Annotated in this window: 25 protein-coding genes and 4 tRNA genes; 10 read left to right on the forward strand and 19 right to left on the reverse strand. The window is 54.7% G+C overall.

What is annotated here, in order from left to right; translation table 11 throughout:
- Positions 1-39: 39 nt before the first annotated feature.
- Entirely contained in the window at positions 40-909 is an 870-nt protein-coding gene (gene pldA / locus OVA10_RS02285; RefSeq protein ID WP_268195115.1) for a phospholipase A, read from the reverse strand.
- A gap of 160 nt (positions 910-1,069) precedes the next feature.
- On the opposite strand from pldA, the gene yigI reads away from it, so the two are divergent.
- Together yigI and rarD are read left to right on the forward strand one after the other, a co-directional pair.
- Positions 1,070-1,537, forward strand: coding sequence for an acyl-CoA thioesterase YigI (yigI, locus tag OVA10_RS02290; RefSeq protein WP_095283881.1), 468 nt, complete (start codon positions 1,070-1,072; stop codon positions 1,535-1,537).
- A gap of 51 nt (positions 1,538-1,588) precedes the next feature.
- On the forward strand, positions 1,589-2,485 hold the full coding sequence (rarD, locus tag OVA10_RS02295; RefSeq protein ID WP_100778446.1) for an EamA family transporter RarD: 897 nt from the start codon (positions 1,589-1,591) through the stop codon (positions 2,483-2,485).
- 82 nt (positions 2,486-2,567) lie between these two features.
- On the opposite strand, the gene corA is transcribed toward rarD, so the two are convergent.
- The 8 genes from corA to lptM all read right to left on the reverse strand — a co-directional run bounded on the left by corA (position 2,568) and on the right by lptM (position 9,497).
- Positions 2,568-3,518, reverse strand: coding sequence for a magnesium/cobalt transporter CorA (gene corA / locus OVA10_RS02300; protein ID WP_095283883.1), 951 nt, complete (start codon positions 3,516-3,518; stop codon positions 2,568-2,570).
- A 150-nt stretch (positions 3,519-3,668) separates the two neighbouring features.
- Positions 3,669-3,725, reverse strand: a complete 57-nt coding sequence (gene ysgD / locus OVA10_RS02305; RefSeq protein WP_212743980.1) for a YsgD/CorL family protein — start codon at positions 3,723-3,725, stop codon at positions 3,669-3,671.
- Positions 3,726-3,874: 149 nt separating this feature from the next.
- Positions 3,875-6,037 carry a DNA helicase II gene (uvrD, locus tag OVA10_RS02310; protein ID WP_102105649.1) on the reverse strand — a complete coding sequence of 721 codons (2,163 nt, stop codon included), beginning with the start codon at positions 6,035-6,037 and terminating at the stop codon, positions 3,875-3,877.
- Between the two features lie 78 nt (positions 6,038-6,115).
- Positions 6,116-6,832 carry a 5-amino-6-(5-phospho-D-ribitylamino)uracil phosphatase YigB gene (gene yigB, locus OVA10_RS02315; RefSeq protein ID WP_102105650.1) on the reverse strand — a complete coding sequence of 239 codons (717 nt, stop codon included), beginning with the start codon at positions 6,830-6,832 and terminating at the stop codon, positions 6,116-6,118.
- Positions 6,832-7,734, reverse strand: coding sequence for a tyrosine recombinase XerC (gene xerC, locus OVA10_RS02320; protein ID WP_181827006.1), 903 nt, complete (start codon positions 7,732-7,734; stop codon positions 6,832-6,834). The genes yigB and xerC overlap by 1 nt, the downstream gene beginning before the upstream one ends.
- A complete protein-coding gene (locus OVA10_RS02325; protein ID WP_100778442.1) occupies positions 7,731-8,438 on the reverse strand; it encodes a DUF484 domain-containing protein in 708 nt (235 codons plus the stop codon). The genes xerC and OVA10_RS02325 overlap by 4 nt, the downstream gene beginning before the upstream one ends.
- Positions 8,435-9,259: a diaminopimelate epimerase gene (gene dapF, locus OVA10_RS02330; protein ID WP_102105652.1), complete on the reverse strand. Its 825-nt coding sequence runs from the start codon at positions 9,257-9,259 to the stop codon at positions 8,435-8,437. Before dapF ends, OVA10_RS02325 begins: the two co-directional genes overlap by 4 nt.
- 34 nt (positions 9,260-9,293) lie before the next feature.
- Positions 9,294-9,497 carry an LPS translocon maturation chaperone LptM gene (gene lptM, locus OVA10_RS02335; RefSeq protein ID WP_102105653.1) on the reverse strand — a complete coding sequence of 68 codons (204 nt, stop codon included), beginning with the start codon at positions 9,495-9,497 and terminating at the stop codon, positions 9,294-9,296.
- Positions 9,498-9,634: 137 nt separating this feature from the next.
- Between lptM and cyaY the strand changes: the two genes are divergently transcribed.
- The 4 genes from cyaY to OVA10_RS02355 all read left to right on the forward strand — a co-directional run bounded on the left by cyaY (position 9,635) and on the right by OVA10_RS02355 (position 12,058).
- The gene (cyaY, locus tag OVA10_RS02340; protein WP_100778439.1) at positions 9,635-9,955 is read left to right on the forward strand and encodes an iron donor protein CyaY; all 321 of its coding nucleotides are present in this window, start codon (positions 9,635-9,637) and stop codon (positions 9,953-9,955) included.
- Between the two features lie 239 nt (positions 9,956-10,194).
- The gene (locus tag OVA10_RS02345) at positions 10,195-10,674 is read left to right on the forward strand and encodes an Hcp family type VI secretion system effector (RefSeq protein WP_107702639.1); all 480 of its coding nucleotides are present in this window, start codon (positions 10,195-10,197) and stop codon (positions 10,672-10,674) included.
- A gap of 15 nt (positions 10,675-10,689) precedes the next feature.
- Positions 10,690-11,553, forward strand: coding sequence for a hypothetical protein (locus OVA10_RS02350; protein WP_268195123.1), 864 nt, complete (start codon positions 10,690-10,692; stop codon positions 11,551-11,553).
- Positions 11,510-12,058, forward strand: a complete 549-nt coding sequence (locus OVA10_RS02355; protein WP_268195125.1) for a hypothetical protein — start codon at positions 11,510-11,512, stop codon at positions 12,056-12,058. The genes OVA10_RS02350 and OVA10_RS02355 overlap by 44 nt, the downstream gene beginning before the upstream one ends.
- Positions 12,059-12,109: 51 nt before the next feature.
- Here the strand turns inward: OVA10_RS02355 and cyaA are convergent, their stop codons facing one another.
- Positions 12,110-14,653 carry a class I adenylate cyclase gene (cyaA, locus tag OVA10_RS02360; protein WP_102105657.1) on the reverse strand — a complete coding sequence of 848 codons (2,544 nt, stop codon included), beginning with the start codon at positions 14,651-14,653 and terminating at the stop codon, positions 12,110-12,112.
- A gap of 345 nt (positions 14,654-14,998) precedes the next feature.
- On the opposite strand from cyaA, the gene hemC reads away from it, so the two are divergent.
- The 4 genes from hemC to hemY are packed head-to-tail and all read left to right on the forward strand — an operon-like array spanning position 14,999 to position 19,082.
- Positions 14,999-15,940 (forward strand): hydroxymethylbilane synthase, encoded by a 942-nt coding sequence (hemC, locus tag OVA10_RS02365; RefSeq protein ID WP_123429976.1) that lies wholly within the window; start codon positions 14,999-15,001, stop codon positions 15,938-15,940.
- On the forward strand, positions 15,937-16,677 hold the full coding sequence (gene hemD, locus OVA10_RS02370) for a uroporphyrinogen-III synthase (RefSeq protein ID WP_268195128.1): 741 nt from the start codon (positions 15,937-15,939) through the stop codon (positions 16,675-16,677). Before hemC ends, hemD begins: the two co-directional genes overlap by 4 nt.
- 21 nt (positions 16,678-16,698) lie before the next feature.
- On the forward strand, positions 16,699-17,886 hold the full coding sequence (gene hemX / locus OVA10_RS02375) for a uroporphyrinogen-III C-methyltransferase (protein ID WP_268195130.1): 1,188 nt from the start codon (positions 16,699-16,701) through the stop codon (positions 17,884-17,886).
- A 2-nt stretch (positions 17,887-17,888) separates the two neighbouring features.
- On the forward strand, positions 17,889-19,082 hold the full coding sequence (hemY, locus tag OVA10_RS02380; RefSeq protein WP_268195132.1) for a protoheme IX biogenesis protein HemY: 1,194 nt from the start codon (positions 17,889-17,891) through the stop codon (positions 19,080-19,082).
- Between the two features lie 569 nt (positions 19,083-19,651).
- Here the strand turns inward: hemY and OVA10_RS02385 are convergent.
- The 9 genes from OVA10_RS02385 to wzxE all read right to left on the reverse strand — a co-directional run bounded on the left by OVA10_RS02385 (position 19,652) and on the right by wzxE (position 26,204).
- Positions 19,652-19,728, reverse strand: a tRNA-Pro gene (locus OVA10_RS02385).
- A gap of 42 nt (positions 19,729-19,770) precedes the next feature.
- Positions 19,771-19,857 (reverse strand) — tRNA-Leu (locus OVA10_RS02390).
- Positions 19,858-19,879: 22 nt separating this feature from the next.
- Positions 19,880-19,955, reverse strand: a tRNA-His gene (locus OVA10_RS02395).
- 65 nt (positions 19,956-20,020) lie between these two features.
- Positions 20,021-20,097 (reverse strand) — tRNA-Arg (locus OVA10_RS02400).
- A gap of 105 nt (positions 20,098-20,202) precedes the next feature.
- Positions 20,203-21,585, reverse strand: coding sequence for a bifunctional threonine/serine APC transporter ThrP (gene thrP, locus OVA10_RS02405; RefSeq protein ID WP_100778430.1), 1,383 nt, complete (start codon positions 21,583-21,585; stop codon positions 20,203-20,205).
- Between the two features lie 193 nt (positions 21,586-21,778).
- Complete coding sequence (gene wecG / locus OVA10_RS02410; RefSeq protein WP_123429972.1) at positions 21,779-22,519, reverse strand: lipopolysaccharide N-acetylmannosaminouronosyltransferase; 741 nt, start codon at positions 22,517-22,519, stop codon at positions 21,779-21,781.
- Positions 22,520-22,531: 12 nt separating this feature from the next.
- The gene (wzyE, locus tag OVA10_RS02415) at positions 22,532-23,881 is read right to left on the reverse strand and encodes an ECA oligosaccharide polymerase (RefSeq protein WP_100778428.1); all 1,350 of its coding nucleotides are present in this window, start codon (positions 23,879-23,881) and stop codon (positions 22,532-22,534) included.
- The gene (locus OVA10_RS02420; RefSeq protein WP_248859321.1) at positions 23,878-24,957 is read right to left on the reverse strand and encodes a TDP-N-acetylfucosamine:lipid II N-acetylfucosaminyltransferase; all 1,080 of its coding nucleotides are present in this window, start codon (positions 24,955-24,957) and stop codon (positions 23,878-23,880) included. The genes wzyE and OVA10_RS02420 overlap by 4 nt, the downstream gene beginning before the upstream one ends.
- Entirely contained in the window at positions 24,954-26,204 is a 1,251-nt protein-coding gene (gene wzxE / locus OVA10_RS02425) for a lipid III flippase WzxE (protein ID WP_181827013.1), read from the reverse strand. The genes OVA10_RS02420 and wzxE overlap by 4 nt, the downstream gene beginning before the upstream one ends.
- Position 26,205: the final 1 nt, after the last annotated feature.

The following is a 26,205-nucleotide window of genomic DNA, read 5'->3' on the forward strand; positions in this document are numbered from 1 at the left end:
GAGAAACTTCAACGTTTAACGCAAAAACATTCTAGCAGGCTAGAAAAGATCGTTAAGCATCACGCCCACGCCGACGCGGGTCTGATTGAAGTTGTAGTCGATCAGCGACTCGCCGTAACCGCTGTACACCTGAGTATAGATGCGTACATGTTTGGTCATCGGATAGCTCAGGCCCAGCTCTGCGCCGCCGTAGCCGGTATTCCAGTTGTATTGGCCTTTGGCGCTCAGCACCGCGTCGCCCAGCTGATAGCCAATCTTCAGCTGATAGTAGCCCATGTATTTGGTGATATCCGGGTTGTCGTCCGTATCGCCAATCACATACCACGGCTTCACTTCCACCATCCAGTTGCCGTTTTCCGCCATCAGACGGGTATAGAGGCGGTTCCAGCTACGCGAGGTCGGATCGGAACGGCCGTTAGAGTCGTGGTTATAGCCAAACTCCACATCGCGCAGCGTCCAGCCGGCAAATTCGTCGTCGGTCGTAAAACCGAGGAACAGCTGCGGCTCATAGTTGGTTTCGCGGAACGGAGAAGATTCGCCGCTATTGGAGAGCTGCCACCAGGATTTCTGGGTATATGAGCCGCCCAGAACCGAGTTCGGCCCCAGAATGCCGCGCCAGAACGGGAAGGCCAGGCTGAGCTGGAACTTCACTTCGTCTTTACGCGCATTATCAGACCAGTTATAGGAGCTGATCGCTTCTTTGTTGAGATCGCTCGTTTGAGTGTAGATCACATAGTTTGTGTCGTACGGGTAGAGCGTGAACGGGTTATCGTGCTCCTGAAGCATGTTAGCAATAATGCTGCCGCGAACGGCGGGCTTATCGTGCACTTCCTTGAGCGTCGCTTCCTGCGCAAATGCTGTGAGCGGCAGCGTAACCGCCGCCAGTAACCAACCCAGATACGTCCGCATCGGTGGGGTTCTCCTGCAAAATGAAATTATGTGAATAGTTATGTGGGCCACATTCTACCTATTTCTCAATTAACTTCCCCTCTTCGTTTCTGAAAGTGGAATTCCTTATCTCTGAAGCATAAAATCAACATTTTGTTAACAACGAAGGATGCGACTTTTCATGTCAGCCACGCTTACCGCTGAAGAAGCTCTGAAACTGGTGGGAGAGATTTTTGTCTATCACATGCCCTTTAACCGCGCGCTGGGGCTGGAGCTTGAACGTTACGAGAAGGGATTCGCTCAGCTCAGCTTTAACAATCAGCCGATGATGGTGGGAAACTGGGCGCAAAGCATTTTGCACGGCGGAGTGATCGCTTCTGCGCTGGATGTTGCCGCCGGGCTGGTCTGCGTGGGCAGCACGCTGGCGCGCCATGACACCATCAACGAAGATGAACTGCGTCAGCGCTTATCCAGAATGGGCACCATTGATTTACGCGTAGATTATTTACGGCCAGGCCGCGGGAATCGTTTTACCGCCACCAGCAGTCTGCTGCGCGCAGGCAATAAGGTCGCCGTCGCTCGCGTCGAATTACATAACGAAGAGCAGGTTTACATCGCCAGCGCAACCGCCACTTATATGGTGGGTTGAGAAGGTGTAATCGGGTAAAATGAATTTACTTTTTTGTAACGGATTATCCCGATGGATGCTAAACAGACGCGGCAGGGCGTTTTACTCGCTCTGGCCGCTTATTTTATATGGGGTATCGCGCCTGCGTACTTCAAGCTGATCTACTTTGTCCCGGCCGACGAAATCCTCACCCACCGTGTGATCTGGTCCTTTTTCTTTATGGTGGCGCTGATGAGCGTGAGCCGCCAGTGGTCGGGCGTGAAAACGCTGATGCAAACCCCGAAGAAGATTTTCCTGCTGGCGCTGTCTGCGGTGCTGATCGGCGGCAACTGGCTGCTGTTCATCTGGGCGGTGAATAACCACCATATGCTGGAAGCGAGCCTCGGCTATTTTATTAACCCGCTGGTGAATATCGTGCTGGGGATGCTTTTCCTCGGCGAGCGTTTCCGCCGAATGCAGTGGGTGGCGGTACTCCTGGCGCTCTGCGGCGTACTGGTACAGTTGTGGACCTTCGGCTCGCTGCCGATCATTGCTCTGGGGCTGGCGTTTAGCTTTGCGTTTTACGGCCTGGTGCGTAAGAAAATCGCCGTGGAAGCGCAAACCGGGATGCTGTTTGAAACCCTGTGGCTGCTGCCGCTGGCCGCGATTTATCTGTTCGGCATCGCCGACAGCAGCACCAGCCATATGGCGAATAATCCGTGGTCGCTGAATCTGATGCTGATTGCCGCCGGTGTTGTCACCACCATCCCGCTGCTGTGCTTCACCGGTGCCGCCACACGCTTACGCCTCTCCACGCTTGGCTTCTTCCAGTATATCGGCCCGACGCTGATGTTCCTGCTGGCGGTGGTGTTCTACGGCGAAGTACCGGGTGCGGATAAGATGGTGACGTTCGCGTTCATTTGGGTGGCGCTGGCGGTATTCGTCGCCGATGCGATTTATACCCAGCGTAGAGTGCGAAAAGGAGTGTGATTTTTTGCCGGTGGGCGCTTTGCCACTCTGGCCTACAGGTTACGTAGGCCGGAGAAGGCGTAGCTGCCACCCGGCATCACGCTCAAAGCCAGTTACGACGTTTGAAATAGAGATACGGTGCCAGCCCGGCGAGGATCATAAAGATAATCGCGCCCGGGTAGCCGAAGCTCCAGCGCAGTTCCGGCATAAACTCAAAGTTCATCCCGTAGCTCGACGCCACCAGCGTTGGCGGCAGGAACACCACCGACACCACCGAGAAGATCTTGATGATGCGGTTCTGCTCGATATTGATAAAGCCCATCGCCGCCTGCATCAGGAAGTTAACTTTCTGGAACAGGGATTCGTTGTGCGGCAACAGGGATTCGATATCGCGCAGGATCTCACGCGCCTGCTCCAGCTGACCGCCCGGTAAACGCGCTTTACGCACCAGGAAGTTCAGGGCGCGCTGGGTATCCATCAGACACAAACGCACTTTCCAGCCGATATCTTCCTGCTCCGCCAGCGTCGACAGCGCTTCGTCATATTCATCGCCCTGATGGCCTTCCATGATCACGCGGCTCAGCTTTTCCAGATCGCTGTAGATGTTTTCGATTTCGTCCGCCAGCTGCTCGATTTTGGTTTCGAACAGGTCGAGCAGCAGTTCGTAGGCGTTACCATCTACCATCGCCTGGCTGCGGGCACGCATGCGGTAGAGACGAAACGCAGGCAGCTCGCGTTCGCGCAGGGTGAACAGGCGGCCATCACGAATGGTAAATGCGACGGTGGAGTTACCGGCGTGATCTTCCGCATCTTCATAGAAGAAGAAGGAGTGGATATGCAGGCCGTCTTCGTCTTCAAAGAAACGCGCGGAGGCCTCGATGTCTTCCAGTTCCGGGCGGGTCGCCAGGCTTTGTCCGAGCTCTGATTGTACGCGAAGGCGTTCATCGTCGTCCGGCTCGACCAGATCCACCCATACGGCATCAATGAGGGGCTGTGACTCTTCAGCTTCAAGCCGAATCAGTCGGTTTTTTTCCAGTTGAAATGCGCTCAACATGACCGGGACTCCCAATGCAAAAAATATCGGACAGTTCGGTGGGCACACAGAAACAATATGGGTTTCAGACCATTAAAAGCCTGACTCAGCGCGACGGGAGTTAAGCAGGTCGCTGACAACCACTAAGGCCATCAGCAAGAGGAGATAGCCTTAGGAGTTGTTCCTGGATGACAGGGAATTGAGCCAGTATCTACTGGGTGTGTCCAAGGCGAATGTCCTCTTAGCGTAATCGTGCGCGCATGTTACGCCAGCAATAACTGTGGCGTCAACACGCAACGGAACGCTGAAGAGCAATAAATAGCCTTCAGCTTATAAGGCTAGCAGATTATTACAAAATAATGATATTTTTCTGAATGTTACACTGTTTCCAGCTTGGCGTAAGCCGCGACCAGCCATTTGATCCCCTGCCCCTGGAACGCCACCTGCAGGCGACTGTGCTCGCCACTGCCTTCCAGATTCACGATGGTGCCTTCGCCAAATTTGGAATGACGAACGCGCTGGCCCAGCTTGTAGCCCGTATCGTTTTCCGAAATCGGCGTGCCCATCCGCTGATGGTTGACCGGACGGCTGATACTGGCGCGCAAACGCACCTCTTCGACGCACTCCTCCGGCAGCTCACCGATGAAGCGCGACGGGCGATGGTAGACCTCTTTGCCGTACAGACGGCGCGTTTCGGCATAGGTCAGGGTCAGCTTTTGCATCGCACGGGTGACGCCCACATAGGCCAGCCGACGCTCCTCTTCCAGACGCCCGCCTTCATCGAGCGACATCTGGCTTGGGAACATCCCCTCTTCCATCCCGACGATAAACACCTGCGGGAACTCCAGCCCTTTCGCGGAGTGCAGCGTCATCAGTTGAACCGCATCCTGCCAGGTATCCGCCTGCCCTTCGCCCGCTTCCAGCGCCGCGTGGGAGAGGAATGCCTGCAGCGGCATCAGATCTTCGTCTTCTTCGTTGTAGCTGAACTGGCGCGTTGCCGTCACCAGTTCCTCTAAGTTCTCAATACGCGTCTGGCCTTTCTCGCCTTTTTCCTGCTCGTACATCATGCGCAGACCGGAATCTTTCACCACCCGGTCCGTCTGCACGTGCAGCGGCATGTCGGCCGTTTCCTGTGCCAGCGCGTCGATCAGTTCGATAAAGCGCTGAAGCGCGCTCGCGGCGCGTCCTGCCAGCGCTTTTTCCTGCAACAGCTCACGGCACGCCTGCCAAAGGGTGAGCTGGCGGTCACGGGAGGCCTGGCGCACCACGTCGAGGGTGCGATCGCCGATACCGCGCGTGGGTGTGTTCACCACGCGCTCAAAGGCCGCGTCGTCGTTGCGGTTGGCAATCAGGCGCAGATAGGAGAGCGCATCTTTGATTTCCTGACGTTCGAAGAAGCGCATGCCGCCGTAAATGCGATACGGCATGCTGACCTGTAACAGCGCCTCTTCCAGCACGCGCGACTGGGCGTTGCTGCGATAGAGAATGGCGCACTGCTCAAGCGCTCCGCCGTTTTCCTGCCAGGTTTTAATGCGGTTGACCACAAAGCGGGCTTCATCCAGCTCGTTGAATGCGCAGTAAATTGAAATCGGCTCACCGTCGACGCCATCGGTCCACAGCTTTTTGCCCAGTCGCCCGTTGTTATTTTCAATCAGGGCGTTTGCGGCGCTCAGAATATTGCTGGTTGAACGGTAGTTCTGCTCCAGACGAATGGTTTCGGCGCCCGGGAAGTCGTTCAGGAAGCGCTGGATGTTTTCCACCTGCGCGCCGCGCCAGCCGTAAATCGACTGGTCATCATCACCGACGATCATCACTTTGCCGGTATCGCCCGCCAGCAGGCGGATCCACGCGTACTGAATGTTGTTGGTATCCTGGAATTCGTCCACCAGGATGTTGGTGAAGCGCTCGCGGTAATGCTGAAGAATATGCGGTTTGTTGAGCCACAGCTCATGGGCGCGCAGCAGCAGCTCGGCGAAATCCACCAGCCCCGCGCGGTCGCAGGCTTCCTGATAGGCCTGATAGACCTTCTGCCAGGTTTGCTCCACCGGATTACCGAAGCTCTGAATGTGGTGCGGGCGTAGCCCTTCGTCTTTTTGGCTGTTGATGTACCACATCGCCTGACGCGGCGGCCACTGCTTCTCGTCGAGATTCATCGCCTTAATCAGGCGTTTAAGCAGGCGCAGTTGGTCTTCACTGTCGAGGATCTGAAAATCCTGCGGCAGATTGGCATCCATATGGTGCGCGCGCAGCAGACGGTGCGCCAGCCCATGAAACGTGCCCACCCACATGCCGCCCTGGCTGGTGCCCATCAGCTGTGCGATACGGTGGCGCATCTCTGCCGCCGCTTTGTTGGTAAAGGTCACCGCCATGATGGAGTACGGCGAGCAGTTCTCTACGCTCTGCAGCCATGCGATGCGATGCACCAGAACACGCGTCTTACCACTGCCCGCCCCTGCCAGCACCAGCATATTGGTCCGCGTCGCGGCAACCGCGTCGCGCTGTTTGTCATTAAGGCTGTCGAGAAGGTAAGAAACGTCCATTGGCACCGCCAGAAGTCATCTGCCCGACAGCGTTTTTTCTGCCGGGCATACTGTTGATTTATACAATACTGCTGGTGATTATATCAGCGTGGTGAGGGATGCCAACCGCGAAATTTCGATGTGTGGCAACAGGCGGCTGTCGGCGGTCTGCATCAGGTCGGCCCTTTCCGGTTTGATCCAGCAGGCCTGCATTCCGCAGCGGATCGCGCCCGCCACGTCGGTGGTCAGGTCATCGCCGACGTGCAGGATCTCGCCCAGCGGCAAATCAAGTTTTTCGGCAGCCAGATGATACATGTCGTTAAAAGGCTTCGAGCGCCCGTGCGGGCCCGCGCGCAGGACGAACTGGAAATAATCGCCCAGGCCAAACAGTTCCGGCTGCGCGTTGCCGTTGGTGATCGCCACCAGCGGCCATTTTTTGCCGAGAGCCGTCAGGGTGTCGTGCGTTTCCTGCGGCACATCGATCCGGCTGCGCCATTTGGCAAAGTTCGCCATTGAAGCTTCTGCGCCCAGCGCCGCCTCTTGCGCGCTCAGCCCGGCATTCAGCATCGCCTGCTCTACCGCACGACGACGCCATTCGGTTACGTCGTGGTAGATGTCCGGTTCGGTTTCGCGCAACGCCTGGCGCAGGCGCTGAAAATCTTTGTTTTGCAGCGTTTTTAAAGCGGGATGGTAGTTTTGCACAAACGCCAGCGACTCCTGCTCGGTGCGCAGAATCACTTCGCGGTTATCGTAAAGGGTGTCATCAAGGTCAAACGTCAGGGCAGAGATCTGACCCAGTGGGCGGTAAAAACGCATTATTTCCCCCGTTTTGCGCGTGGATGCGCCGAGTCATACACCGAAGCAAGGTGTTGAAAATCAAGATGGGTATAGATTTGAGTGGTCGATAAATTGGCGTGGCCTAACAGCTCCTGCACGCCGCGCAGGTCGCCGCTGGATTCCAGCATGTGGGTGGCAAAAGAGTGGCGCAGTTTGTGCGGGTGAACGTGGCTGTTCAGCCCCTGCTTAATACCCCATTCAGCAAAACGCTTCTGCACATTTCGCGCGGAGATCCGCTTGCCAAGCTTCGAGAGAAACAGCGCGTTCTCTTCGGCGCCAAACAGCCCGCGCAGATCGAGCCAGTGCTCAATCCATACCACTGCATTGCGGCCAATCGGTAAACGGCGCTCTTTGCTGCCTTTCCCCATCACCCACACTTCGCCGGTATCCAGATCGAGATGTTTAAGATCTAACCCCACCAGTTCCGAAAGACGTAAGCCCGCACCGTACATCACTTCCAGCATGGCGCGATCACGTACCGCCAGCGGATCGTTAAGATCGATATCCAGCAGCCGATTCACGTCATCAACGTCGATGTTTTTCGGCAGATGGCGCGGTGCTTTCGGGGTAGCGATGCCTTTCGCCGGATTGGCTTTTAGCTCGCCCTGGCTCACCAGCCAGTCGAAGAAACTGCGCAGGGCAGAGAGACGTAACGCGAGACTCGCCGGGCCTAAACCTTTGCGGCGACTGCGCACCACAAACCCGCGCACGATCGCAGCATCACATTGTTGCCAGCTCATCAGGCCGGTTTCATCGGCGATCTGCATGATGGCATCAAGCTGACGCTGGTAGTTCAGCAGCGTGATCGGGCTAAGCTGACGTTCAACGCCCAGATAGCGCAGGAAACGCACCACCAGAGGCGCAAGCAGGGAATCCGTCATACGCGCTCAATCCAGCGCTCCAGCAGCTCAGGGAGCATCAGGGCGATTTCCTGCAGCAAATGCGTGGCTTGTCCCTGCTCATAATGATGCGCGTCGCGGCTGGTGAATAACATCACGCCCAAATCGCCTTCGCGCCCCATCAGGGACATGGCAACCGAGCCGATAGCCTTGGCTTCAGGAAGCACCACCAGCAGTTCAGGACCGTTCAACGGACCGAGATAGTGATGCTCATGACCAAGACGCTGAATGCGCAGCGGTTCAAACGCCTGACGGCTTAGCGCCAGATGCGTGAAACCGGAGGGGGCACCGATGCGCCAGCGGTCGGGAAAGAGACGAATAGTCGCGCCTGCCAGCCCAAGCTCACGCGCCCAGCGATGAAAGCGGCTGAGAAACTCGTCCAGGCTGTGCGCCGACGCGAGCCGCGCCTGCAAATGCAGCAGACGATAAAACAGGCTTTCGTTATTGCTGGCCTGTTCCATCAGCAGGGTCATGTTCTCTTCCAGCTGATCGATGTGCTTGCGCGAGCGCGCCATATGCCATTCGACCAGCGAGACGGTGTCGCGCACCGGATGCGGCACGCGCATCTGTTCGACCACGCGTGCATTGCGGATAAAAAACTCAGGATTGCGCAGCAGATAATCAACAACAGTCCGGTCGTCCAGCTCCGTTATTGCTTCCTGAAGTTCTTCCCCTGGTTGTTTCATAAATGGATAAACCCGTCGTATACATGTGCCGCCGGGCCAGTCATATACAGTGGATGACCCGGACCTTTCCAGGCGATATCAAGACGACCGCCCGGCAATTCCACGCGAACCTCTTCTGCCAGTAACCCTTGCGAGATACCCACAGCCACAGCCGCGCACGCGCCGCTGCCACAGGCCCGCGTTTCGCCCGCGCCGCGCTCATAGACGCGCAGGCGGATATGTTCACGTTTCACCACCTGCATGAAACCGATATTGGCGCGCTCAGGGAAGCGCTCATGGCTTTCCATAATCGGGCCTAAGGTTTCAACGGCAGCGACATCAACATCATCAACCTGAATCACGCAATGGGGATTGCCCATCGAGACGACGCCGCACAATACTGTCTGCTCGGCCGCTCGCATAATATAGGTCTTTTCCGCTTTGATTGCGCGAAACGGGACCGCAGAAGGCTCGAAGTTGGGCTCGCCCATGTTCACGCGCACCAGCTCGTCGTCGGTGACGCTGAGCACCATGCGGCCATTGGCCGTACTGACGCGGATATCGCGCTTGTTGGTCAGCCCTTTCAGACGCACAAAGCGCGCAAAGCAGCGCGCGCCGTTGCCGCACTGGGAAACTTCGCTACCGTCAGCATTAAAGATACGGTAGTGAAAATCGAGATCCGGATCGTAGGGTGGCTCAACGACCAGCAGCTGATCAAACCCCACGCCCAGATGCCTGTCCGCCAGGCGACGAATCAGCTCAGGGGAAAAAAAGACATTCTGCGTTACCGCGTCGACGACCATAAAATCGTTGCCAAGGCCATGCATTTTAGAGAACTGCATCATTTACTCCATTGCGCGGTTGAACAACTGATTGTCAGTAGTTGACCTGGCTTGGGCCACCGTTATCGCCGCGATCGTTGCTCACTGGCGTCGATGATTCAATCTGGGTTTGAACGGGTTTGGTTGGCGGCGGCGCTGTTTTATCGGCTGGCGGGAAGTAAAGCGGCCCTTTCAGACCACAGCCAGTCAGACTAAACAGTGTGATGAGAACGGCAAGCGTTCGAAAAACGTTTTTCATTATGGGTTGCCCGTAAGTTCATGCTTTCTGTTTCTATCATCGCAGGAGAAGACACAAAAGCAAGAGTTAGCCGCTTTCCTGCAACGGGAATTATTTAGCGTTATACTGCCGCCATCACAAAAAACAGGAACAAAACCATGAATGACAGTGAATTCCATCGCCTGGCCGATACCCTGTGGCAGACCATTGAAGAGCGCCTGGACGACTGGGATGGCGACAGCGATATCGATTGTGAAATCAACGGCGGCGTGCTGACGCTCAGCTTCGAAAACGGCAGTAAGATTATTATCAACCGCCAGGAGCCGCTGCACCAGGTGTGGCTGGCAACAAAACAGGGCGGCTACCATTTCGATCTGAAAGACGACCAGTGGGTGTGTGACCGTAGCGGCGAAACGTTCTGGGATCTGCTGGAGCAGGCTGCGACGCAGCAGGCGGGCGAGGACGTCAGCTTCCGTTAAGTGAATTGATACCGTTTCTTTCTGGAAACGGTATTCACAAAAACACGCTTTTCCTTTTTATTTATTTCATAGATCCCCAGTAGACCTTCCGTTAATTAATTTAAATTCCTCTTTTATTCACACTTCATCATTACACTAAATCGATTGATTTCTTTTTGGGTCGGGCACAGAATTATTTTCGTTATTACACTGCAACTCCAAAACTTATAATCCGGCTGAATATATAATAAGGAAATGATATGTCTGACTTGGTTTATTTAACCCTGAATGGCAACCAGCAAGGGTTAATTTCTGCTGGCTGTGCATCCATGAGTTCAATCGGTAATAAGGCCCAACTCGCCCATGTTGATCAAATCATGGTGTATGCGCTCAAGCATGCCCTCTCTCGCGTACAGAACGTTAATCATCAGGAGTTAAGTATTGTAAAACCCATCGATAAATCTTCTCCTCTGTTAGGAAAAGCCATAAATGATAACGAAACGCTCACCTGTGAATTCAGTGTTTACCGTACCAACCGGGCAGGTATGAATGAGCTTTACTATAAAATAAAGCTGACCAACGCCCACATTTTGCACCTGGAAACAGTCATTCCGCACAGCGTTATTGAAAACGGAGCAGAATCACAGGAAAAAGTTTCCTTCAGTTATGAATCTATCACCTGGGAGCATTTCTCAGCCGGAACCAGTGCATACAGTTTGTGGAGTGAGCGAATTTTATAATCTCAAGGAATGATAATGAATATGAATGAATGGCACACAGATCCAAACCCCTGGGACAACCACGACTCTCATCCGTTTCCCAGCATGAATCCTATGCTGGGTGATATGGCAATGCTTAATGAAACGTTCATTAATGAGAGCCACCATATTTTATTACTCACACTGGAAGAAGCTCAGGGGATAATAAATGATCTTCTCGGAGGTATAGACGCGTTTTTCTCCTACAGGGCGGGGCCGGGCAATATCAAAGATATGGTGGATGGGTTCCACTCTCTCAACCGACTGACAACCTACTATAACCCAGCCGGTGAGCTTGTTCGTCATTTCTCATCTCTGCGTATCAAGGCCACAGAGTACAAATTACAGGGTCAAACTTACATTAAAATCATAGGCTATCCAGGTTTGCGTAGAATTTTAAAAGGAACCCGTTACGGTGCGCGTAATGTTCAGATGATAGAGCTGGCCATTGGTAAACGAGGGTTCTTTGGCGCCATTGTCGGTGGTATCAAATGCTGTATCCTTTTTTCGCTGGCATGGCGGGGAGTAGAGCTTATTTTCAAGTCGGACTATACACTGAATGATTTTTTGGTGGATGCCCCGATGGATATCGTAAAAGCGATTGTTGGTGGGGCGGTGATTGGTTTTGTCGGAGGGGTAGCGATGCTTTTTACTTCGGCTGTTATTGTTGGTCCAGGCGCTATAATCTTGCTTGGTCTTTTTCTTAATGCAGAGTTGAATTCTTTGGATGACCATTTTCATCTTTCTTATCGTATTAAAATGTTATTACATCAAGCGCTAATTGAAGAACAAATAATGGCTGAATGGAATCTTGAGCATGGCAACCAGTCAATTTTTAGAATTCTTAACCCTGGTTGGTGAAATGAAAACTACACAGAAAAAAAACTGGCGCACTGTCATAATGATGAAATGTGCAGCTATCTTTCTGGTGATAGCAATGTCAGCATTCCTTCATTTTGCTTTAGCATCAATTCCCATGCGAAGCGTTATCTCGCTGATTCATCATGGCGACATTATTTTTTATTACCGAATGTCTGCTGCTATGGTGGGTGGGATTCCTTTTTTGCTCTACGGCATCTTTATCGCGCTTCGCGCTTTATTCTACCCGGGAATAAGATCGCCCGATAAGACTACCATCATCGATAGTATATTTATCCCTGTTTGGGTTTTTACTCTCGCTATTTCTCTGATCATATCTTACCTGGTCCCTTTCGGACTTATGTTTGCAGGCTACAGCCCCTGTCACGACAAGGATCTTATGGGTTATTACACGACCAATCCTGAACTGTGCAAAACGATTGTCTCACCCGAACTTTTTTCATGGCCTATTGATGTGCGTAGAAGCGGCAATGTTACGTTAGATTGAGGTGATCATGCCGGATGGCGCTTGATGCGCTTATCCGGCCAGGGGTAATTATCAGGAAAAATACTGCTGCAACAGCGGCTGATTCGCGTCCTGGTTGGCCGGCGGAGCGGGGATAACCTGGGTGCGGAACGGAATCACCTGCGCGCGGCCATCGACTTTCACAATCTGATAGAACTGCGGCAAGTTGAAGTTGATAAAGCTTGAGCCGTAGGTGAAGCGGTCGTGTGAGGACGAATAGAAGCGGCTCACATCGCGCACCAACTCTTCTTTACTGCCCTCGCAGTGGTGATATACCTCGGCGCGGTTGGTCTCATCCAGAATATAAATGGTAAACCCGGACTCATCGGCCGCTTCTTCGAAGAAGAACTGGATAATCCCTTCGCTGGCAAACCCATCCACCACCTGCGGCAGTTTGACGTGGTTCGTTTCCACCTGCACAGAGAGGCCGTGCAGCTTGTTGTGGGAAATCGCGCCGTAGAACTCAATCGCGTTTTCCAGCTTCTGCACAGAGACGTTGAGGCGTTCAAAGAACAGGCCCCAGGTCTGACCGGAGACACGCAGCGCTTTGAAGCGCCCGGTTTCCTGACGCGTACTGGACAGGCGCAGTTCGATACACTCTGACACCAGCTGCTGCACGCGGGTACGAATCAGGCCACGCAGATGCTGGCTGTAGCAGAACACTTCCACGCTATCCGGCGGCGCAGCGTCCTGGTGCATTTTGCCGAGAATGGTTTTCAGCGCTTCGATCATCGCCTGCTCGCCGTTAAAATGCAGGGTACGCACTTCGTTCCACGAGTTGCGATACAGCAGATCCACGCTGCCGACCAGGCAATTTTGCTGCTCGCCAAAGCTAAAGACATCCAGCTTGCGGAAATCAAAATGGACCACCTGATTGCGGAAGGCCGCCGTCGGGTCGTATTCCAGGTTGACGATAATCGCCAGATGGCGAATCTCACACGGGCTGTAGAGCGCTTTTGGTGTTGGCGCTGGCAGACGCAGCGGGAAGTGGTGCGACACATCGGCAACCATTTCCTGCAATTTGGCGAGATCAACGACCTCATTGCCTTTGATAAACAGGCGCGTCCGCGATGTCAGCAGGCCGTTAAACCAGGCCCAGGCCACTAGCTTATTCAGATAGCGGTTATATTCCAGCGGCTGATGGCTGATGATCGAATCCATGCTTGGCGCACGGTTGTACAGATACCAGCCCGTGCGGTTGGCGCGGCCTGGCGGAACATAGATAAAGGTCAGATTAGGTTCTGACAGGTCCGGCGAAATCTGCGGGTTAACCAGCGTGACTTTCCCCGGCAGCGCTTCGAACGCAGCGTACAGTTTACGGGTTAAAACACCGATATCCTGCGGGCTGGCGGAAACGCTGAGGTTGTTACGGCGGGCGAAGCGAATCAGATTACGATAGCTCTGCATCATCGCATCGAGCAGTTCGTTGTGCGCTTCACGCACCTGATCAATTTTCCAGTTGGCGCGGTTATCGAGCATAGACAAACGTTCTTCGTCCCAGCCCCACTCTTTGACTAACTGACTGACCACTTCACGACGCCAGCCAACGCATGCGCGTTCGCGGCTGAGTTTTTCACAGACTTTGAGATAGAAACATCGACGCACCAGGTCGAGACGTGTGGTGTCATCAATGGCTTTCAGGTATTCGGTCACGCGTTCAAGCATCATGCAGTAGGCATCGAGGCCAAAGGAGACGATCTCTCCATCATGCAGACGCTGTTTGATATCTTTCGCCAGCAGTCGCGGCGTAGGGTATTCCCAGGAGTAGGCTTCCAGCAGCAGGGTTTTCAGCACCGCTTTATACGGGGAATCAATACTCTTGTAGAGCTGCCACAGGCTCGCGCCAAAATACTCTTCGGCGGACAGGGAGCTTAAACCGCCCAGGTCCAGCCATTCGTTTGGCGTCAGGACGCCCTGCGAGTAGAGCGACATGACGTAATCGTCGTAATGCTCTTCTTCTTCGCACGGCACCATATTCCACAGAATACGCTTCCCGGCGAGGCGCACGGCGCTACGGTAAAATTCGTCGAGCAGCAAAATATGCTGCGTGGAGCCACAGTCTTCACCACCGAGACTGCCGCTTTCGTTATGGCGGAAACGGTTTTCATCAATCAAGAAGAAGCTCACTTCCACGCCGAGCGACGCCGCCCAGCTCTCCAGCAGGCTGCATTTACGCTGCAGCAACTGGCGCTCGTCATTATCGAGCCAGGACTGATGGCAGACCCAGATATCAAGGTCAGAAGAACAGCTTTGGCCTACGGATGAGGTACTCCCCATGGTGTAGACGCCGGTTATCGGCAGCTCACCTTTTGGAGACACCTGCGGCGGCATGCCACGGTAGAGTTCCAGCTCGGTCAGATAGTGCTGTTGAGTTTCATCAGGCGTGAAAAGGCAAATGCCCTGGGGAACGTTACCATCGAGGTAACCTGGCATCAGCGGATGGTGATAGTGCAGTAAAGTTGGCAGCAGACTGTAAACCTGTTGGAAAGCAGGTCCCATGGCAGCAAGCGCACGATCCACGCGCAATTGATTTATGGCATCCAGTCTCTGTTTCAGAGTCTCAATATAGAGGTACAAGACATATCGCCTGATGTTGCCGGACGTAGCAATCGTTCAAAAGAGCAATGATTACGAGCCCGCAGTATTTCAAAAAAGAACCGTTACCCTTTTTCGTCCTCACTCAATGGTGGTAGCGACGAAAAAATGGTCTAAAACGTGATCAATTTAACACCTTGCCGATTGACCGTAAAGAAAGATGCGCTACATACAAGTGTAGCACCGTTCTGTACGTGTAAATTCCTTAATACGGCAGCGGGTGTCCTGCGCACCGCCTTGTCCCTCACCCCTTCATCGACCGTAAAACTGACATCCCAGAGTCAACAATGTTAGGATGGTCTGCGGACGATAATGACGGTAACAAGCATGTTAGACAATGTTTTGAGAATTGCCACACGCCAAAGCCCCCTTGCGCTATGGCAGGCACAATATGTTAAGCAGCGCCTCGAAGCCTGCCATTCCGGGTTGCGTGTCGAACTGGTTCCTATGGTGACGCGCGGCGATGTGATCCTTGATACGCCGCTGGCGAAAGTGGGCGGAAAAGGCCTGTTCGTCAAAGAGCTGGAAGTTGCACTGCTTGAGAACCGCGCCGATATCGCCGTCCACTCCATGAAAGATGTCCCGGTCGAATTCCCCGAGGGATTGGGCCTGGTGACGATTTGCGAGCGCGAAGATCCGCGCGATGCGTTCGTCTCAAACCACTACGCTTCTCTGGACGATTTACCCGTAGGGAGCGTGGTTGGCACGTCAAGTTTACGCCGTCAGTGTCAGCTGGCTGAGCGCCGCCCGGACCTGGTGATTCGCTCCCTGCGCGGCAATGTCGGTACACGTCTCGGCAAACTGGATAACGGCGATTACGATGCCATTATTCTGGCGGTTGCGGGCCTGAAACGTCTGGGGCTGGAGTCTCGTGTACGCGTTGCCCTTGCGCCAGAGCTTTCACTTCCGGCCGTCGGCCAGGGCGCGGTGGGGATTGAGTGTCGTCTTGACGACGACCGCACCCGTGCCCTGCTGGCACCGCTGAATCACGACGAAACCGAGATTCGCGTCAAAGCTGAGCGCGCCATGAACACCCGCCTTGAAGGCGGCTGTCAGGTGCCGATTGGCAGCTATGCTGAATTCATTGACGATGAACTGTGGCTGCGTGCGCTGGTTGGCGCACCGGACGGTTCACAGATGGTGCGTGGCGAACGCCGCGGACGGGCGCAAGACGCCGAAGCGCTCGGCATCTCGCTTGCAGAAGAATTGCTGAATAACGGCGCCCGCGAAATTCTGGCAGACGTCTACAACGGAGAGCCACCAGCATGAATATTCTCGTCACCCGCCCTTCTCCCGCAGGAGAGCAGTTAGTGAGCCGTCTGCGCGCACTGGGGCAGGTGGCATGGAGTTTTCCGCTGATTGAATTCTCTCCTGGCCGGCAGCTCTCTGCGCTCGCCGACCATCTGCACGCATTGAATGAAGGCGATTTGGTTTTCGCCTTATCACAACATGCCGTGGAATTTGCACACGCCCAACTGCAGCAAGAGAAACAGCACTGGCCGACTGCGCCGCGCTATTTCGCCATTGGACGCACCACCGCCCTGGCCCTGCATGCGGTCAGCGGAATTGACGTCCAATACCCGTTAGATCGGGAAATCAGCGAAATCTTGCTACAATTACCTGAATTACAAACTGTTGCGGGAAAGCGTGCGCTGATTTTGCGTGGAAATGGTGGTCGTGAACTGCTGGGCGAAACCTTAAGCGCCCGTGGGGCTGACGTCACGTTCTGCGAATGCTACCAGCGCTGTGCAAAACATTATGACGGCGCGCAGGAAGCGATGCGCTGGCACACGCGCGGCGTGAATACCATCGTCATCACCAGCGGCGAAATGCTACAGCAGCTCTGGTCGCTCATTCCGCAATGGTATCGTGAAAATTGGTTACTCCGCTGTCGGCTTCTGGTCGTCAGTGAGCGTCTGGCGAACCTCGCCCGGGAACTGGGCTGGCAAGATATTCGGATCGCTGATAACGCCGACAACGATGCGCTGCTGCGCGCATTACAATAACTCTCATAATGGGAAGCCATAATGACGGAACAAGAAAAATCCTCCGCCGTGGTTGAAGAGACCAGGGAGACTGTGGCCACCCCGCCGCAGCCAGAAAAGACTGAACACACTGTTGAGAAAAAAAACGGCAGCAATAAAACCAGCCTGGCGCTGAGCGCGATAGCTATCGCCATTGCCCTGGCGGCCGGTGTCGGTTTATACGGTCTGGTAAAAAAACAGGCCACTAACCAGATGGTCACCAGCGATGCGCTGGTGAATCAAATCACCGCCCTGCAAAAAGCGCAGGAGACGCAGAAAGCAGAGCTGGAAGGTGTCATTAAGCAGCAGTCTACGCAGCTGGCCGAAGCCAACTCTCGCCAGGAAGAGCTGACGAAACAGCTCGGCGAAGTGCAGCAAAAAGTGGCGACCATTTCCGGCACCGATGCCAAAACCTGGCTGCTCTCTCAGGCCGATTTCCTGGTCAAACTGGCCGGGCGTAAACTGTGGAGCGATCAGGATGTCACCACCGCCGCCGCGCTGCTGAAAAGCGCCGACGCCAGCCTGGCCGACATGAACGACCCGAGCCTGATCGCCGCGCGTCGCGCCATTACCGAAGATATCGCCAGCCTGGGTGCGGTTTCGCAGGTCGATTACGACGGCATCATTCTGAAGGTCAATCAGCTGTCGAATTCGATTGATAACCTGCGCCTCGCGGATAACAACGACGACGACTCCCCGATGGATTCCGACGGCACGGAGCTGTCTAGCTCCCTGAGCGAGTGGCGTATCAATCTGCAAAAAAGCTGGCAGAACTTTATGGACAGCTTCATCACTGTCCGCCGCCGCGACGAAACCGCTGTTCCGCTGTTAGCGCCGAATCAGGACGTCTATCTTCGCGAGAACATCCGCTCCCGACTGCTGGTTGCGGCGCAGGCCGTCCCGCGTCATCAGGAAGAGACCTACAAGCAAGCGCTGGATAATGTTTCAACGTGGGTACGTGCTTACTACGATACCAGCGATGCCACGACGACCGCGTTCCTGGACGATGTTGATAAGCTCAGCCAGCAAAATATCACCATGAATGTCCCGGACAAACTCGAAAGCCAGCCGATTCTGGAAAAACTGATGCAAACCCGCGTGCGCAACCTGCTGGCCCAGCCTGGCGTTGCAGCGCAGCCGGATGCAGCAGCCCCTGCGCCAGCCCCTGAAAGCGCACCTCAAGGAGAGTGATCATGTTAAAAGTCTTATTACTCTTCTTATTGTTGATCGCAGGGATCGTCCTCGGGCCGCTGATTGCTGGCCATCAGGGCTATGTCCTGATCCAGACCGATAACTACAACATTGAAACCAGCGTGACGGGTCTGATGATCATCGCGATCCTCACCATGGTGGTGTTGTTTGCGATCGAATGGATCCTGCGCCGCATCTTCCGTACCGGTGCGCACACCCGTGGCTGGTTCGTTGGCCGCAAACGCCGCCGCGCGCGCAAACAGACTGAACAGGCTTTGCTTAAACTGGCCGAAGGCGATTATCAGCAGGTTGAAAAGCTGATGTCGAAAAATGCCGACCATGCCGAGCAGCCGGTGGTGAACTATCTGTTAGCCGCCGAAGCGGCCCAGCAGCGTGGGGATGAAGCGCGTGCGAATCAACATCTGGAGCGCGCGTCGGAGCTGGCATCGAATGATCAGATCCCGGTAGAAATCACCCGCGTGCGCATCCAGCTGGCACGCAATGAGAATCACGCCGCGCGTCATGGCGTTGACCGTCTGCTTGAGATCACCCCGCGCCATCCGGAAGTGCTGCGTCTTGCCGAGCAGGCTTATATCCGCACCGGCGCCTGGGGTTCACTGCTGGATATCATCCCGTCGATGGCGAAAGCCAACGTGGGCGATGATGAGCATCGTGATGAGCTGCAGCGCCAGGCGTGGATTGGTCTGATGGATCAGGCGCGAGCCGATCTGGGCAGCGATGGGCTGAAAACCTGGTGGAAAAATCAGAGCCGCAAAACGCGCCAGCAGGTTCCACTGCAGGTGGCGATGGCCGAACATCTCATCGAATGTGACGATCATGACACAGCGCAGGAGATCATCCTTGATGGCCTGAAACGTCAGTATGATGACCGTCTGGTGATGGTGATCCCACGTCTTAAAACCAACAATCCTGAGCAGATGGAAAAGATGCTGCGCCAGCAGATCAAAACCGTGGGTGACCGCCCGCTGCTGTGGAGTACGCTGGGCCAGTCGCTGATGAAACACGGCGAATGGCAGGAGGCAAGTCTCGCTTTCCGCGCAGCGCTGAAACAGCGCCCGGATGCGTTTGACTACGCCTGGCTGGCCGATACGCTGGACAAACAGCACAAGCCGGAAGAAGCCGCTGCCATGCGTCGCGATGGCCTGCTGTTAACGTTGCAGAACAACGGTCAGTAAGCTTAAGCAGTGCGAATCAGGAGGCCCATGGGCCTCCTTTTTTATTGCCGCAATCCTGAGGATCGCCCATAAAAAAACGCCTGCTATAAAAGCAGGCGTTAAACAGGTCTGTTTGACAACATATTTGGTGCTTCACTCAACGTTGTGTCCATGGTGTTTGATGAGGCCGAAGCGACATCTGTCTGTGGACGATAAGCACCTTAAATGGCTCTGCGTCATTCCTGAGTTTATGAGGCACTAAGGCGAACATAAGAGATGGAATGAGCATCTACGCGTATATTATTGCACGTTACGTGCCAGGGTTACAAAAAGAAGTTTTACATTTCGCAACATGATAAGAAGAAAGGAATTTTTATTTTGATGGGGTATTCAGAACAGCTGAAAAGGACCTAAATTTGGCGCAAGTGTCTCCTGAGAACGACACAATTATCGCTAAAGAAGAATAGTCATATAAAACAGTTGATTAGCTGTCTCTGAATCGCGACAAATAGAATTAACGTTGTCGGGAAATGACAACAGAGGAATAAACGACAGAAAACAAAAAACCCCGCCGAAGCGGGGTTCAAAATTGGTCGGCGAGAGAGGATTCGAACCTCCGACCCACTGGTCCCAAACCAGTTGCGCTACCAAGCTGCGCTACTCGCCGATGTACTGCTTTTTTGAATTTTTAGTTCAATTCGTTAAGTCGTGGTGCGAGGGGGGGGACTTGAACCCCCACGTCCGTTAAGACACTAACACCTGAAGCTAGCGCGTCTACCAATTCCGCCACCGTCGCAATGTCACAACTTATCAAATAATGGGGTGGCTAATGGGATTCGAACCCACGACAACTGGAATCACAATCCAGGGCTCTACCAACTGAGCTATAGCCACCACTACTTATTCTTTCACGCGGTATGTACTACTACCACCGCAGCTCGAACGCCACACTACTTTATTGGCGCGCCCGACAGGATTCGAACCTGAGACCTCTGCCTCCGGAGGGCAGCGCTCTATCCAGCTGAGCTACGGGCGCTTAGCGCCGTTGCGGGGCTGGATATTACGGAGGTCTCGGTCTGCTGTCTAGTGCTTTTTTGAAAATAATGCGCGTTTGGTTACGCTTTGTGCATTTTGTCGCTTATTACTCCACTTTCTGGATTTCAGCGTGGCGGCTGAGACCAAAAAGCTTATAGCCAATCGACACAGCGGCCATAAAGATAATCCCGACAAACAGCGACATGCGGGTATCTTCATTAAAGTACATGCCGATTAAGACGCAAATCAGGAACGCCATCGTTAAATAGTTCGCCCACGGGAACATAATGGAGCGGAACGGGTGACTGGCGATCGCCTGCTTGTGCGCCTGACGGAAACGCAGCTGGCTAATCAGAATCACAAACCACGGCACCATGCCCGGCAGCACACTGGCACTGTAGACATAGACAAACACGCGCTGTGGATTGGGAATGATGTAGTTCAGGCACGAGCCGATCAGCAGAATGGCAATGGAGACCGTTACGCCCGCTACAGGCACGCCAGCGCGGGAGACTTTACCCATCGCCGCCGGAAGCTGACGGTTTTTCGCCAGTGCATAGAGCATACGTCCACAGCTGTACATACCGCTGTTACAGCCTGAGAGCGCCGCCGTCAGCACCACGAAGTTGATAATCCCTGCCGCCGCCGTGATACCAATTTTCGCGAAGGTCAGCACGAAGGGGCTGCCGGTGGTGCCAATCTGGTTCCAGGGGAAGATGGTGACGATAACAAAAATCGCGCCCACGTAGAAAATCAGGATACGCCACAGCACTTTGCCGACCGCGCTACGCAGCGTGACCTGCGGGTTTTTCGCTTCCCCGGCGGTGATACCGATAAGCTCCACCCCCTGATAGGACGCAACCACAATACAGAGCGCCGTCAGGAAGCCCTTCCAGCCGCCCGCAAAGAAGCCGCCATGCTCGGTCAGATTGCCAAAGCCAATCGCCTGACCGCCGTTGCCGAAGCCAAAGAAGATCACGCCCAGCCCCACCACAATCATCACGATAATGGTGGTGACTTTAATCATCGCAAACCAGAACTCGATTTCGCCGTACAGACGCACAGCCGCAAGGTTCGCAAGCGCTACCAGCCCTACGGCGATTAGCGCGGGTATCCACTGTGCCATTTCCGGGAACCAGAACTGGACGTAGACACCTATCGCTGTGATCTCCGATATCCCCACCGCCATCCACATAAACCAGTAAGACCAGGCCGTGAGATAGCCGAAGAAGGGGCTCATGTACTTGTGCGCGTAAACGGCGAATGAACCGGCAACCGGCTCAAGGAACAGCATTTCGCCCATCGAGCGCATGATGAAGAAGACGAACAGTCCTGCGACGATGTACGCCAGTAAGACCGACGGGCCTGCCCATTTAAGCGTGCTTGCGGAGCCCATAAACAGGCCGACGCCGATAGTGCCGCCTAGCGCTATCAATTCAATGTGACGAGCTTCCAGCCCACGCTGAAGCTCAGGTTTTTTCTCTGCCATAAATCCTCGGTTGTGTTTGCTGTTGCCCGGCTTTTGCCGGTTATTATTTTGGGTACTGAAATACGGGGAGGAATGGTTTCTTAAATCCTGCTAAATGGCAAACGATGCATTAAAAAAATGAACGTATTGCACAGAAACGCAGCAGTTTTGCAGGCGGGTTGCAGCGCGAATAGCACATCGCGCTACATTTTGATTACATTTTGCCGGTGTAATGCCAGGCCAGATAGCGCAGGAGTTTAATCTGTCGTTTGATGCGGCTCGGCTGGGACAAGAGGCGATATAACCACTCCAGCCCTAAGTTTTGCCACACTTTTGGCGCACGCTTCACATGGCCGGTGAAGACGTCGTAGGTGCCGCCAACGCCCATATACAGGGCATTCGGGTAAACCAGACGGCAGTCGCGCATCAGGATTTCCTGGCGCGGAGAGCCCATCGCCACGGTCACGATTTTCGCGCCACTGTCGCGAATGCGTTCAAACAGCGTCTGACGATCCTCGGGTTTGAAGTAGCCATCCTGGCTGCCCACGATATTAACATTCCACTGCGCGCGGAGTTTCTGCTCCGTCTGCGCCAGCACATCGGGTTTACCGCCAATCAGGAATACTGGCGTTCCGTCCTGCCCTGCCCGCGCCATCAGCGCTTCCCAGAGATCGGCGCCGGCAACGCGAGAGACCTGTGCCTGTGGAAACTTTTTGCGAATCGAACGAACCACGCTGATGCCGTCGGCATACTTAAACTCGGCGGCTTCAATCAGGCTTTTCACTTCCGCGTTATCTTCAATCGCCAGCATTTTCTCGGCATTGATGGCCACCAGGGTGCCGGATTTAATCTGCCCATCAGCGCAGAGATAATCCAGCGCATGCTGCATATCACGCCAGCCGATGAGCTGCAGACCGCGCAGCGCATAGACCGGCGCAGAGGTATTGTCAGTCATTATTATCCTTACTCAGACTTGGGAAAGCGTGCTGGTTGCCCGCGTCAGTCGTCGGTGAATCAGGCCCGCGCTATCAAACAGCCAGTACAACAGTTTCGCCAGCAGCAGACAGAGACCGAAGACCACCATGAAAAACACCACGCGTGACACAAACGAATCCAGCCCTTCACGCGCCAGCACGATCATATTGAAAATGGCACCAAAACAGAAACTGTGCAAAATTGCCGCTTTATATCGGTTGGTCTCTTCGTTCCCGCGCACATAAAGCCAGTCGAACCATTTGATGATAAGCCCAACAGCCACGGCGCCCGGCAGGATAAACCACACGCCGCCCATCACCACCAGCGAGCCAATCAGCGTCGGGGAGATCGCCAGGCCAGAGTGGTTGTTGAGCACTTCCCAGGTAAAGTAGTTCGCCGTATTCAGCACCACGCCAGGCCGGTCGGGCCACAGCCAGGTCGGGATAAAGACGTAGAAATCACGCGCGATGGGGGCCAGCCCCTGGAAGTCGATTTTGTCGTAGTTTTGCAGCAGTAACGCCAGGTTTTCCCATGGCGAAAAGGTGTCTCGGGTAAGGTACAGGAAGGTATAAAACGCTTCGTCACCACTTACGTCCATGCCGTAGCGCTTGAGCGCCAGCCAGAACATGCCGACAATCCCAAACACCCCTGCCGCAACCAGCATCCAGAGCGAAATCCAGCCGCGAATGATGCCGATAAACAGGAAGATCGCGAAGGCAATGATGATATTCGCGCGCGTCCCGCCGACGATCATATAGGTCAGCAGACCAAATGCCACCGTACTCACCAGGAAAAACAGCCAGGCTTTGCTGTCCTGACGCAGGAAGTAGATCACCAGCATCGCGGGGATGAAGAAATAGAAGAAACGCTTAAGTGCCACGCCGGATACTTCGGCGGAAAAAATCTGGCTGTAAGAGTGCAGTTTGAACAGCAAAAAGCCGTTATGCATGAAGAAAATACCGACACTTACCAGCGCGATAATCATCAGCATCACCCAGGTCAGGTGCGTTTCCACCCGATTCATGGTGAACAGTGGACGGCGCGGCGCGTGGTTCACCGGACGTAAACGGGTCTTATAGGTGACGTAGTACACCGCGTAGAAACAGGTAGCAGACAACAGGGCCTGCATCAGAATTTCTGGCGGGGCGACGGCCACGTCAAAGCGGAAGACCAGAATACTGGTCAACGGGAAGCCGAAGAAGAAGGTCAGCAGAAACAGCAGCGAGAAAAAGACGTTGAAGTTAAAGCGCACGCGGCGGAACTCAAACCAGGTGAGCGTGCCGATAAACAGCGAGGCCAGAAGCCAAATCACCAGTAAGCCGCTAAATTCCAACTGGCTCATGCTTTGTCTCCTGCAGCTATCCGCAGCGCCTGATGCCAGGGCGTGAGAAAATTCGGGCTGAAAAAGTCGATGGCATTTTTATCCACCAACGCCAGCTGACGCTGTGCTTCGCGCACCACGTCCTCATTGAGATCGTCCGTGGTAAACAGCACCGGAATGTGCTGCTCCGCCATATCCTGCCAGAAGGGATTTTCACGGTTAAGCACGCACGGAACGCCGGCCTGAATCAGGAGGCACAGCGTGCCAATCCCCTGCTGGCGCGCAAAGATGAAGTAGCCGAGATCGCATTTTCTGAGCAGGGCCAGGTAGTCGTCAAACTCGAGCTTTTCGCTAAGGATCTGCAGATTATCCGGGCTGAACAGCGCCAACCCGCTCTGACGGACTTCCGCAATATACGCGTCGTTATGTGCAGGATAGCCCATCGGCACAATCACGTTCACCGTGTCGCCAAACTGCTTATGCACGGCTTTCAGCGCTGCGATGTGTTCGTTACTGCGATCGCCGGAGTTGCCCACCAGTATGGTCAGCTTGCCTTCGCGCTGCGTATCGTTCGCCATCGTGTTCAGCGCAGGGTCCATACGCGTGGGGAAATAGAGCAGTTCGCCGCGCACGTTTGGGTGTTGTTGCGCGAAAAAGTTCAGGTCGCCGCGCGTCGCAAACACGCAGCCAACGCGCCCCTGAGCCATACGGCGCAGGGGATAGAACAGGCGGAATTTCCAGCCACGCGACACTTCATACAGATCCGCGCCCCAGATATGCCAGTTAAACTGCGCAGGCCTGATGCCGCCGCTCAGCAACGCCAGCCACAGGCCGGTATTAAACTGGCCGTGAAAGAAGAAACGCTGCTCGCGGTTGGCTTTGGCTTTAGCGATCACCGCGTTTGCCAGCGCGGATTTATCCGGCCAGAAGCTTAACGACAGCGCAGGAAAGGCGGCGCTTAGCCCCTTATCCTGGCCCGCGACCATAAACTCGCGCGCGTCGGCGCTGCCGGCCGCCAGCGAGTCATTAAAAAACTGTAATACTGTGCGGTTGTGATGCGGGATATCCGAACCCAACACGTGAATCAGTGCAGTCATGCGCGTCTACGCCAAAGTAAAAATACGCCGCAACAGGCAGCAAAATAGACAATGTAAGTGGCCATATAGGCCTGAGCCGCCCCCAGCGCGCCATGCGTTGGGATCAGCCAGTGCGAGAAACCGGTCAGCAGCGTGAACTGGCTAATCTCTGCCAGGATATACAGCCGCAGAGAGGCTTTGGCAATCACCAGATAGCCGAAGACGTAAGCACCCACTTTCAGGACATCGCCCACCAGCTGCCAGGCGAACAGGTCGCGCATCGCGGTAAATTTCGCAGAGAACAGCAGCCAGATGGCGACGTCGCGCAGCAGCCAGACGGTTAAACTCGCGGCAGCCACCGCAGGAAGCACAAAACGCAGTGAGCGGCCAATTTCGCGGGTGATGTCTTGTCGGGAGGTCAATCGCGACAGAGTCGGCAGCAAATAGACACTGAACGAGGCGGTAATAAACTGGAGATAGGCGTCAGAAATACTGCTGACACCCTGCCAAATCCCGACCTCATCCCAGCTGTAGTGCGCTGCCAGCAGGTTTCGCATCATCACATACGCCACGGGGAGCGTGACGGAAGTGATGAGCGCCATCAGGGTAAATTTCCCTAACTGCCCCGCCAGAATTTTGTCCCACTGCGGCTTGAGATAGCTCAGGGGAATAGTGCGCCTGCGCATCAGCATAAACGCGGCGGGAATGACCACCAGTGCCGGAACCAGCGCCAGACCAAGCAGCGCGCCTTCATAGCCGCCAAGACGATAGCAGACATAATAGGCGATCACGCCGATAAGGCTGCCCAGAATCAGCGCCAGCGCATTTCCGGCGGCGTCACGGAAACCTTTCATTAAGGCTAACAGCAGGTTAGCCCAGGCGATCCCCATCTGCACCAGCGCCACCAGACGTACCAGCCCCTGGTAATGGGTATTGCCGAAGAGTGCCTGACTGACAGGCGCGGCCGCCAGTAAAAAGCCGATGGCCAGCAGCGTGGAGAACCCGAGCACCATCGCCGAGGACGTGCCGACCACCCGACGCAGCGCGGCCTCATCGTCGTGATGCTGCGCTACGTATTTGGTGACACCGTTGAAAATACCGGCCCCGGCAAGCACGCCGAGTACGGTGACGAGCTGACGGAAGTTACCGGCCTGCCCGACACCAGAAGGGCCAAATGACACCGCCAGCATTTTTACAACCAGCAGCCCTGCGCCAATCTTGACGAGTGTGGACGCGGCGGTCCACACCGATGCTTTCGCCAGTGACATA

Origin of the sequence: Lelliottia sp. SL45 (genome assembly GCF_026672535.1) — a bacterium.
Taxonomy (GTDB): Bacteria; Pseudomonadota; Gammaproteobacteria; order Enterobacterales; family Enterobacteriaceae; genus Enterobacter; species Enterobacter nimipressuralis.

What these genes read in the sequence shown, in the direction of transcription:
- pldA (WP_268195115.1), bottom strand. Translation starts at nt 909, where the DNA reads ATGCGGACGTATCTGGGTTGGTTACTGGCGGCGGTTACGCTGCCGCTC.
- yigI (WP_095283881.1), top strand. Translation starts at nt 1,070, where the DNA reads ATGTCAGCCACGCTTACCGCTGAAGAAGCTCTGAAACTGGTGGGAGAG.
- rarD (WP_100778446.1), top strand. Translation starts at nt 1,589, where the DNA reads ATGGATGCTAAACAGACGCGGCAGGGCGTTTTACTCGCTCTGGCCGCT.
- corA (WP_095283883.1), bottom strand. Translation starts at nt 3,518, where the DNA reads ATGTTGAGCGCATTTCAACTGGAAAAAAACCGACTGATTCGGCTTGAA.
- uvrD (WP_102105649.1), bottom strand. Translation starts at nt 6,037, where the DNA reads ATGGACGTTTCTTACCTTCTCGACAGCCTTAATGACAAACAGCGCGAC.
- yigB (WP_102105650.1), bottom strand. Translation starts at nt 6,832, where the DNA reads ATGCGTTTTTACCGCCCACTGGGTCAGATCTCTGCCCTGACGTTTGAC.
- xerC (WP_181827006.1), bottom strand. Translation starts at nt 7,734, where the DNA reads ATGACGGATTCCCTGCTTGCGCCTCTGGTGGTGCGTTTCCTGCGCTAT.
- OVA10_RS02325 (WP_100778442.1), bottom strand. Translation starts at nt 8,438, where the DNA reads ATGAAACAACCAGGGGAAGAACTTCAGGAAGCAATAACGGAGCTGGAC.
- dapF (WP_102105652.1), bottom strand. Translation starts at nt 9,259, where the DNA reads ATGCAGTTCTCTAAAATGCATGGCCTTGGCAACGATTTTATGGTCGTC.
- lptM (WP_102105653.1), bottom strand. Translation starts at nt 9,497, where the DNA reads ATGAAAAACGTTTTTCGAACGCTTGCCGTTCTCATCACACTGTTTAGT.
- cyaY (WP_100778439.1), top strand. Translation starts at nt 9,635, where the DNA reads ATGAATGACAGTGAATTCCATCGCCTGGCCGATACCCTGTGGCAGACC.
- OVA10_RS02345 (WP_107702639.1), top strand. Translation starts at nt 10,195, where the DNA reads ATGTCTGACTTGGTTTATTTAACCCTGAATGGCAACCAGCAAGGGTTA.
- OVA10_RS02350 (WP_268195123.1), top strand. Translation starts at nt 10,690, where the DNA reads ATGAATATGAATGAATGGCACACAGATCCAAACCCCTGGGACAACCAC.
- OVA10_RS02355 (WP_268195125.1), top strand. Translation starts at nt 11,510, where the DNA reads ATGGCAACCAGTCAATTTTTAGAATTCTTAACCCTGGTTGGTGAAATG.
- hemC (WP_123429976.1), top strand. Translation starts at nt 14,999, where the DNA reads ATGTTAGACAATGTTTTGAGAATTGCCACACGCCAAAGCCCCCTTGCG.
- hemD (WP_268195128.1), top strand. Translation starts at nt 15,937, where the DNA reads ATGAATATTCTCGTCACCCGCCCTTCTCCCGCAGGAGAGCAGTTAGTG.
- hemX (WP_268195130.1), top strand. Translation starts at nt 16,699, where the DNA reads ATGACGGAACAAGAAAAATCCTCCGCCGTGGTTGAAGAGACCAGGGAG.
- hemY (WP_268195132.1), top strand. Translation starts at nt 17,889, where the DNA reads ATGTTAAAAGTCTTATTACTCTTCTTATTGTTGATCGCAGGGATCGTC.
- thrP (WP_100778430.1), bottom strand. Translation starts at nt 21,585, where the DNA reads ATGGCAGAGAAAAAACCTGAGCTTCAGCGTGGGCTGGAAGCTCGTCAC.
- wecG (WP_123429972.1), bottom strand. Translation starts at nt 22,519, where the DNA reads ATGACTGACAATACCTCTGCGCCGGTCTATGCGCTGCGCGGTCTGCAG.
- wzyE (WP_100778428.1), bottom strand. Translation starts at nt 23,881, where the DNA reads ATGAGCCAGTTGGAATTTAGCGGCTTACTGGTGATTTGGCTTCTGGCC.
- OVA10_RS02420 (WP_248859321.1), bottom strand. Translation starts at nt 24,957, where the DNA reads ATGACTGCACTGATTCACGTGTTGGGTTCGGATATCCCGCATCACAAC.
- wzxE (WP_181827013.1), bottom strand. Translation starts at nt 26,204, where the DNA reads ATGTCACTGGCGAAAGCATCGGTGTGGACCGCCGCGTCCACACTCGTC.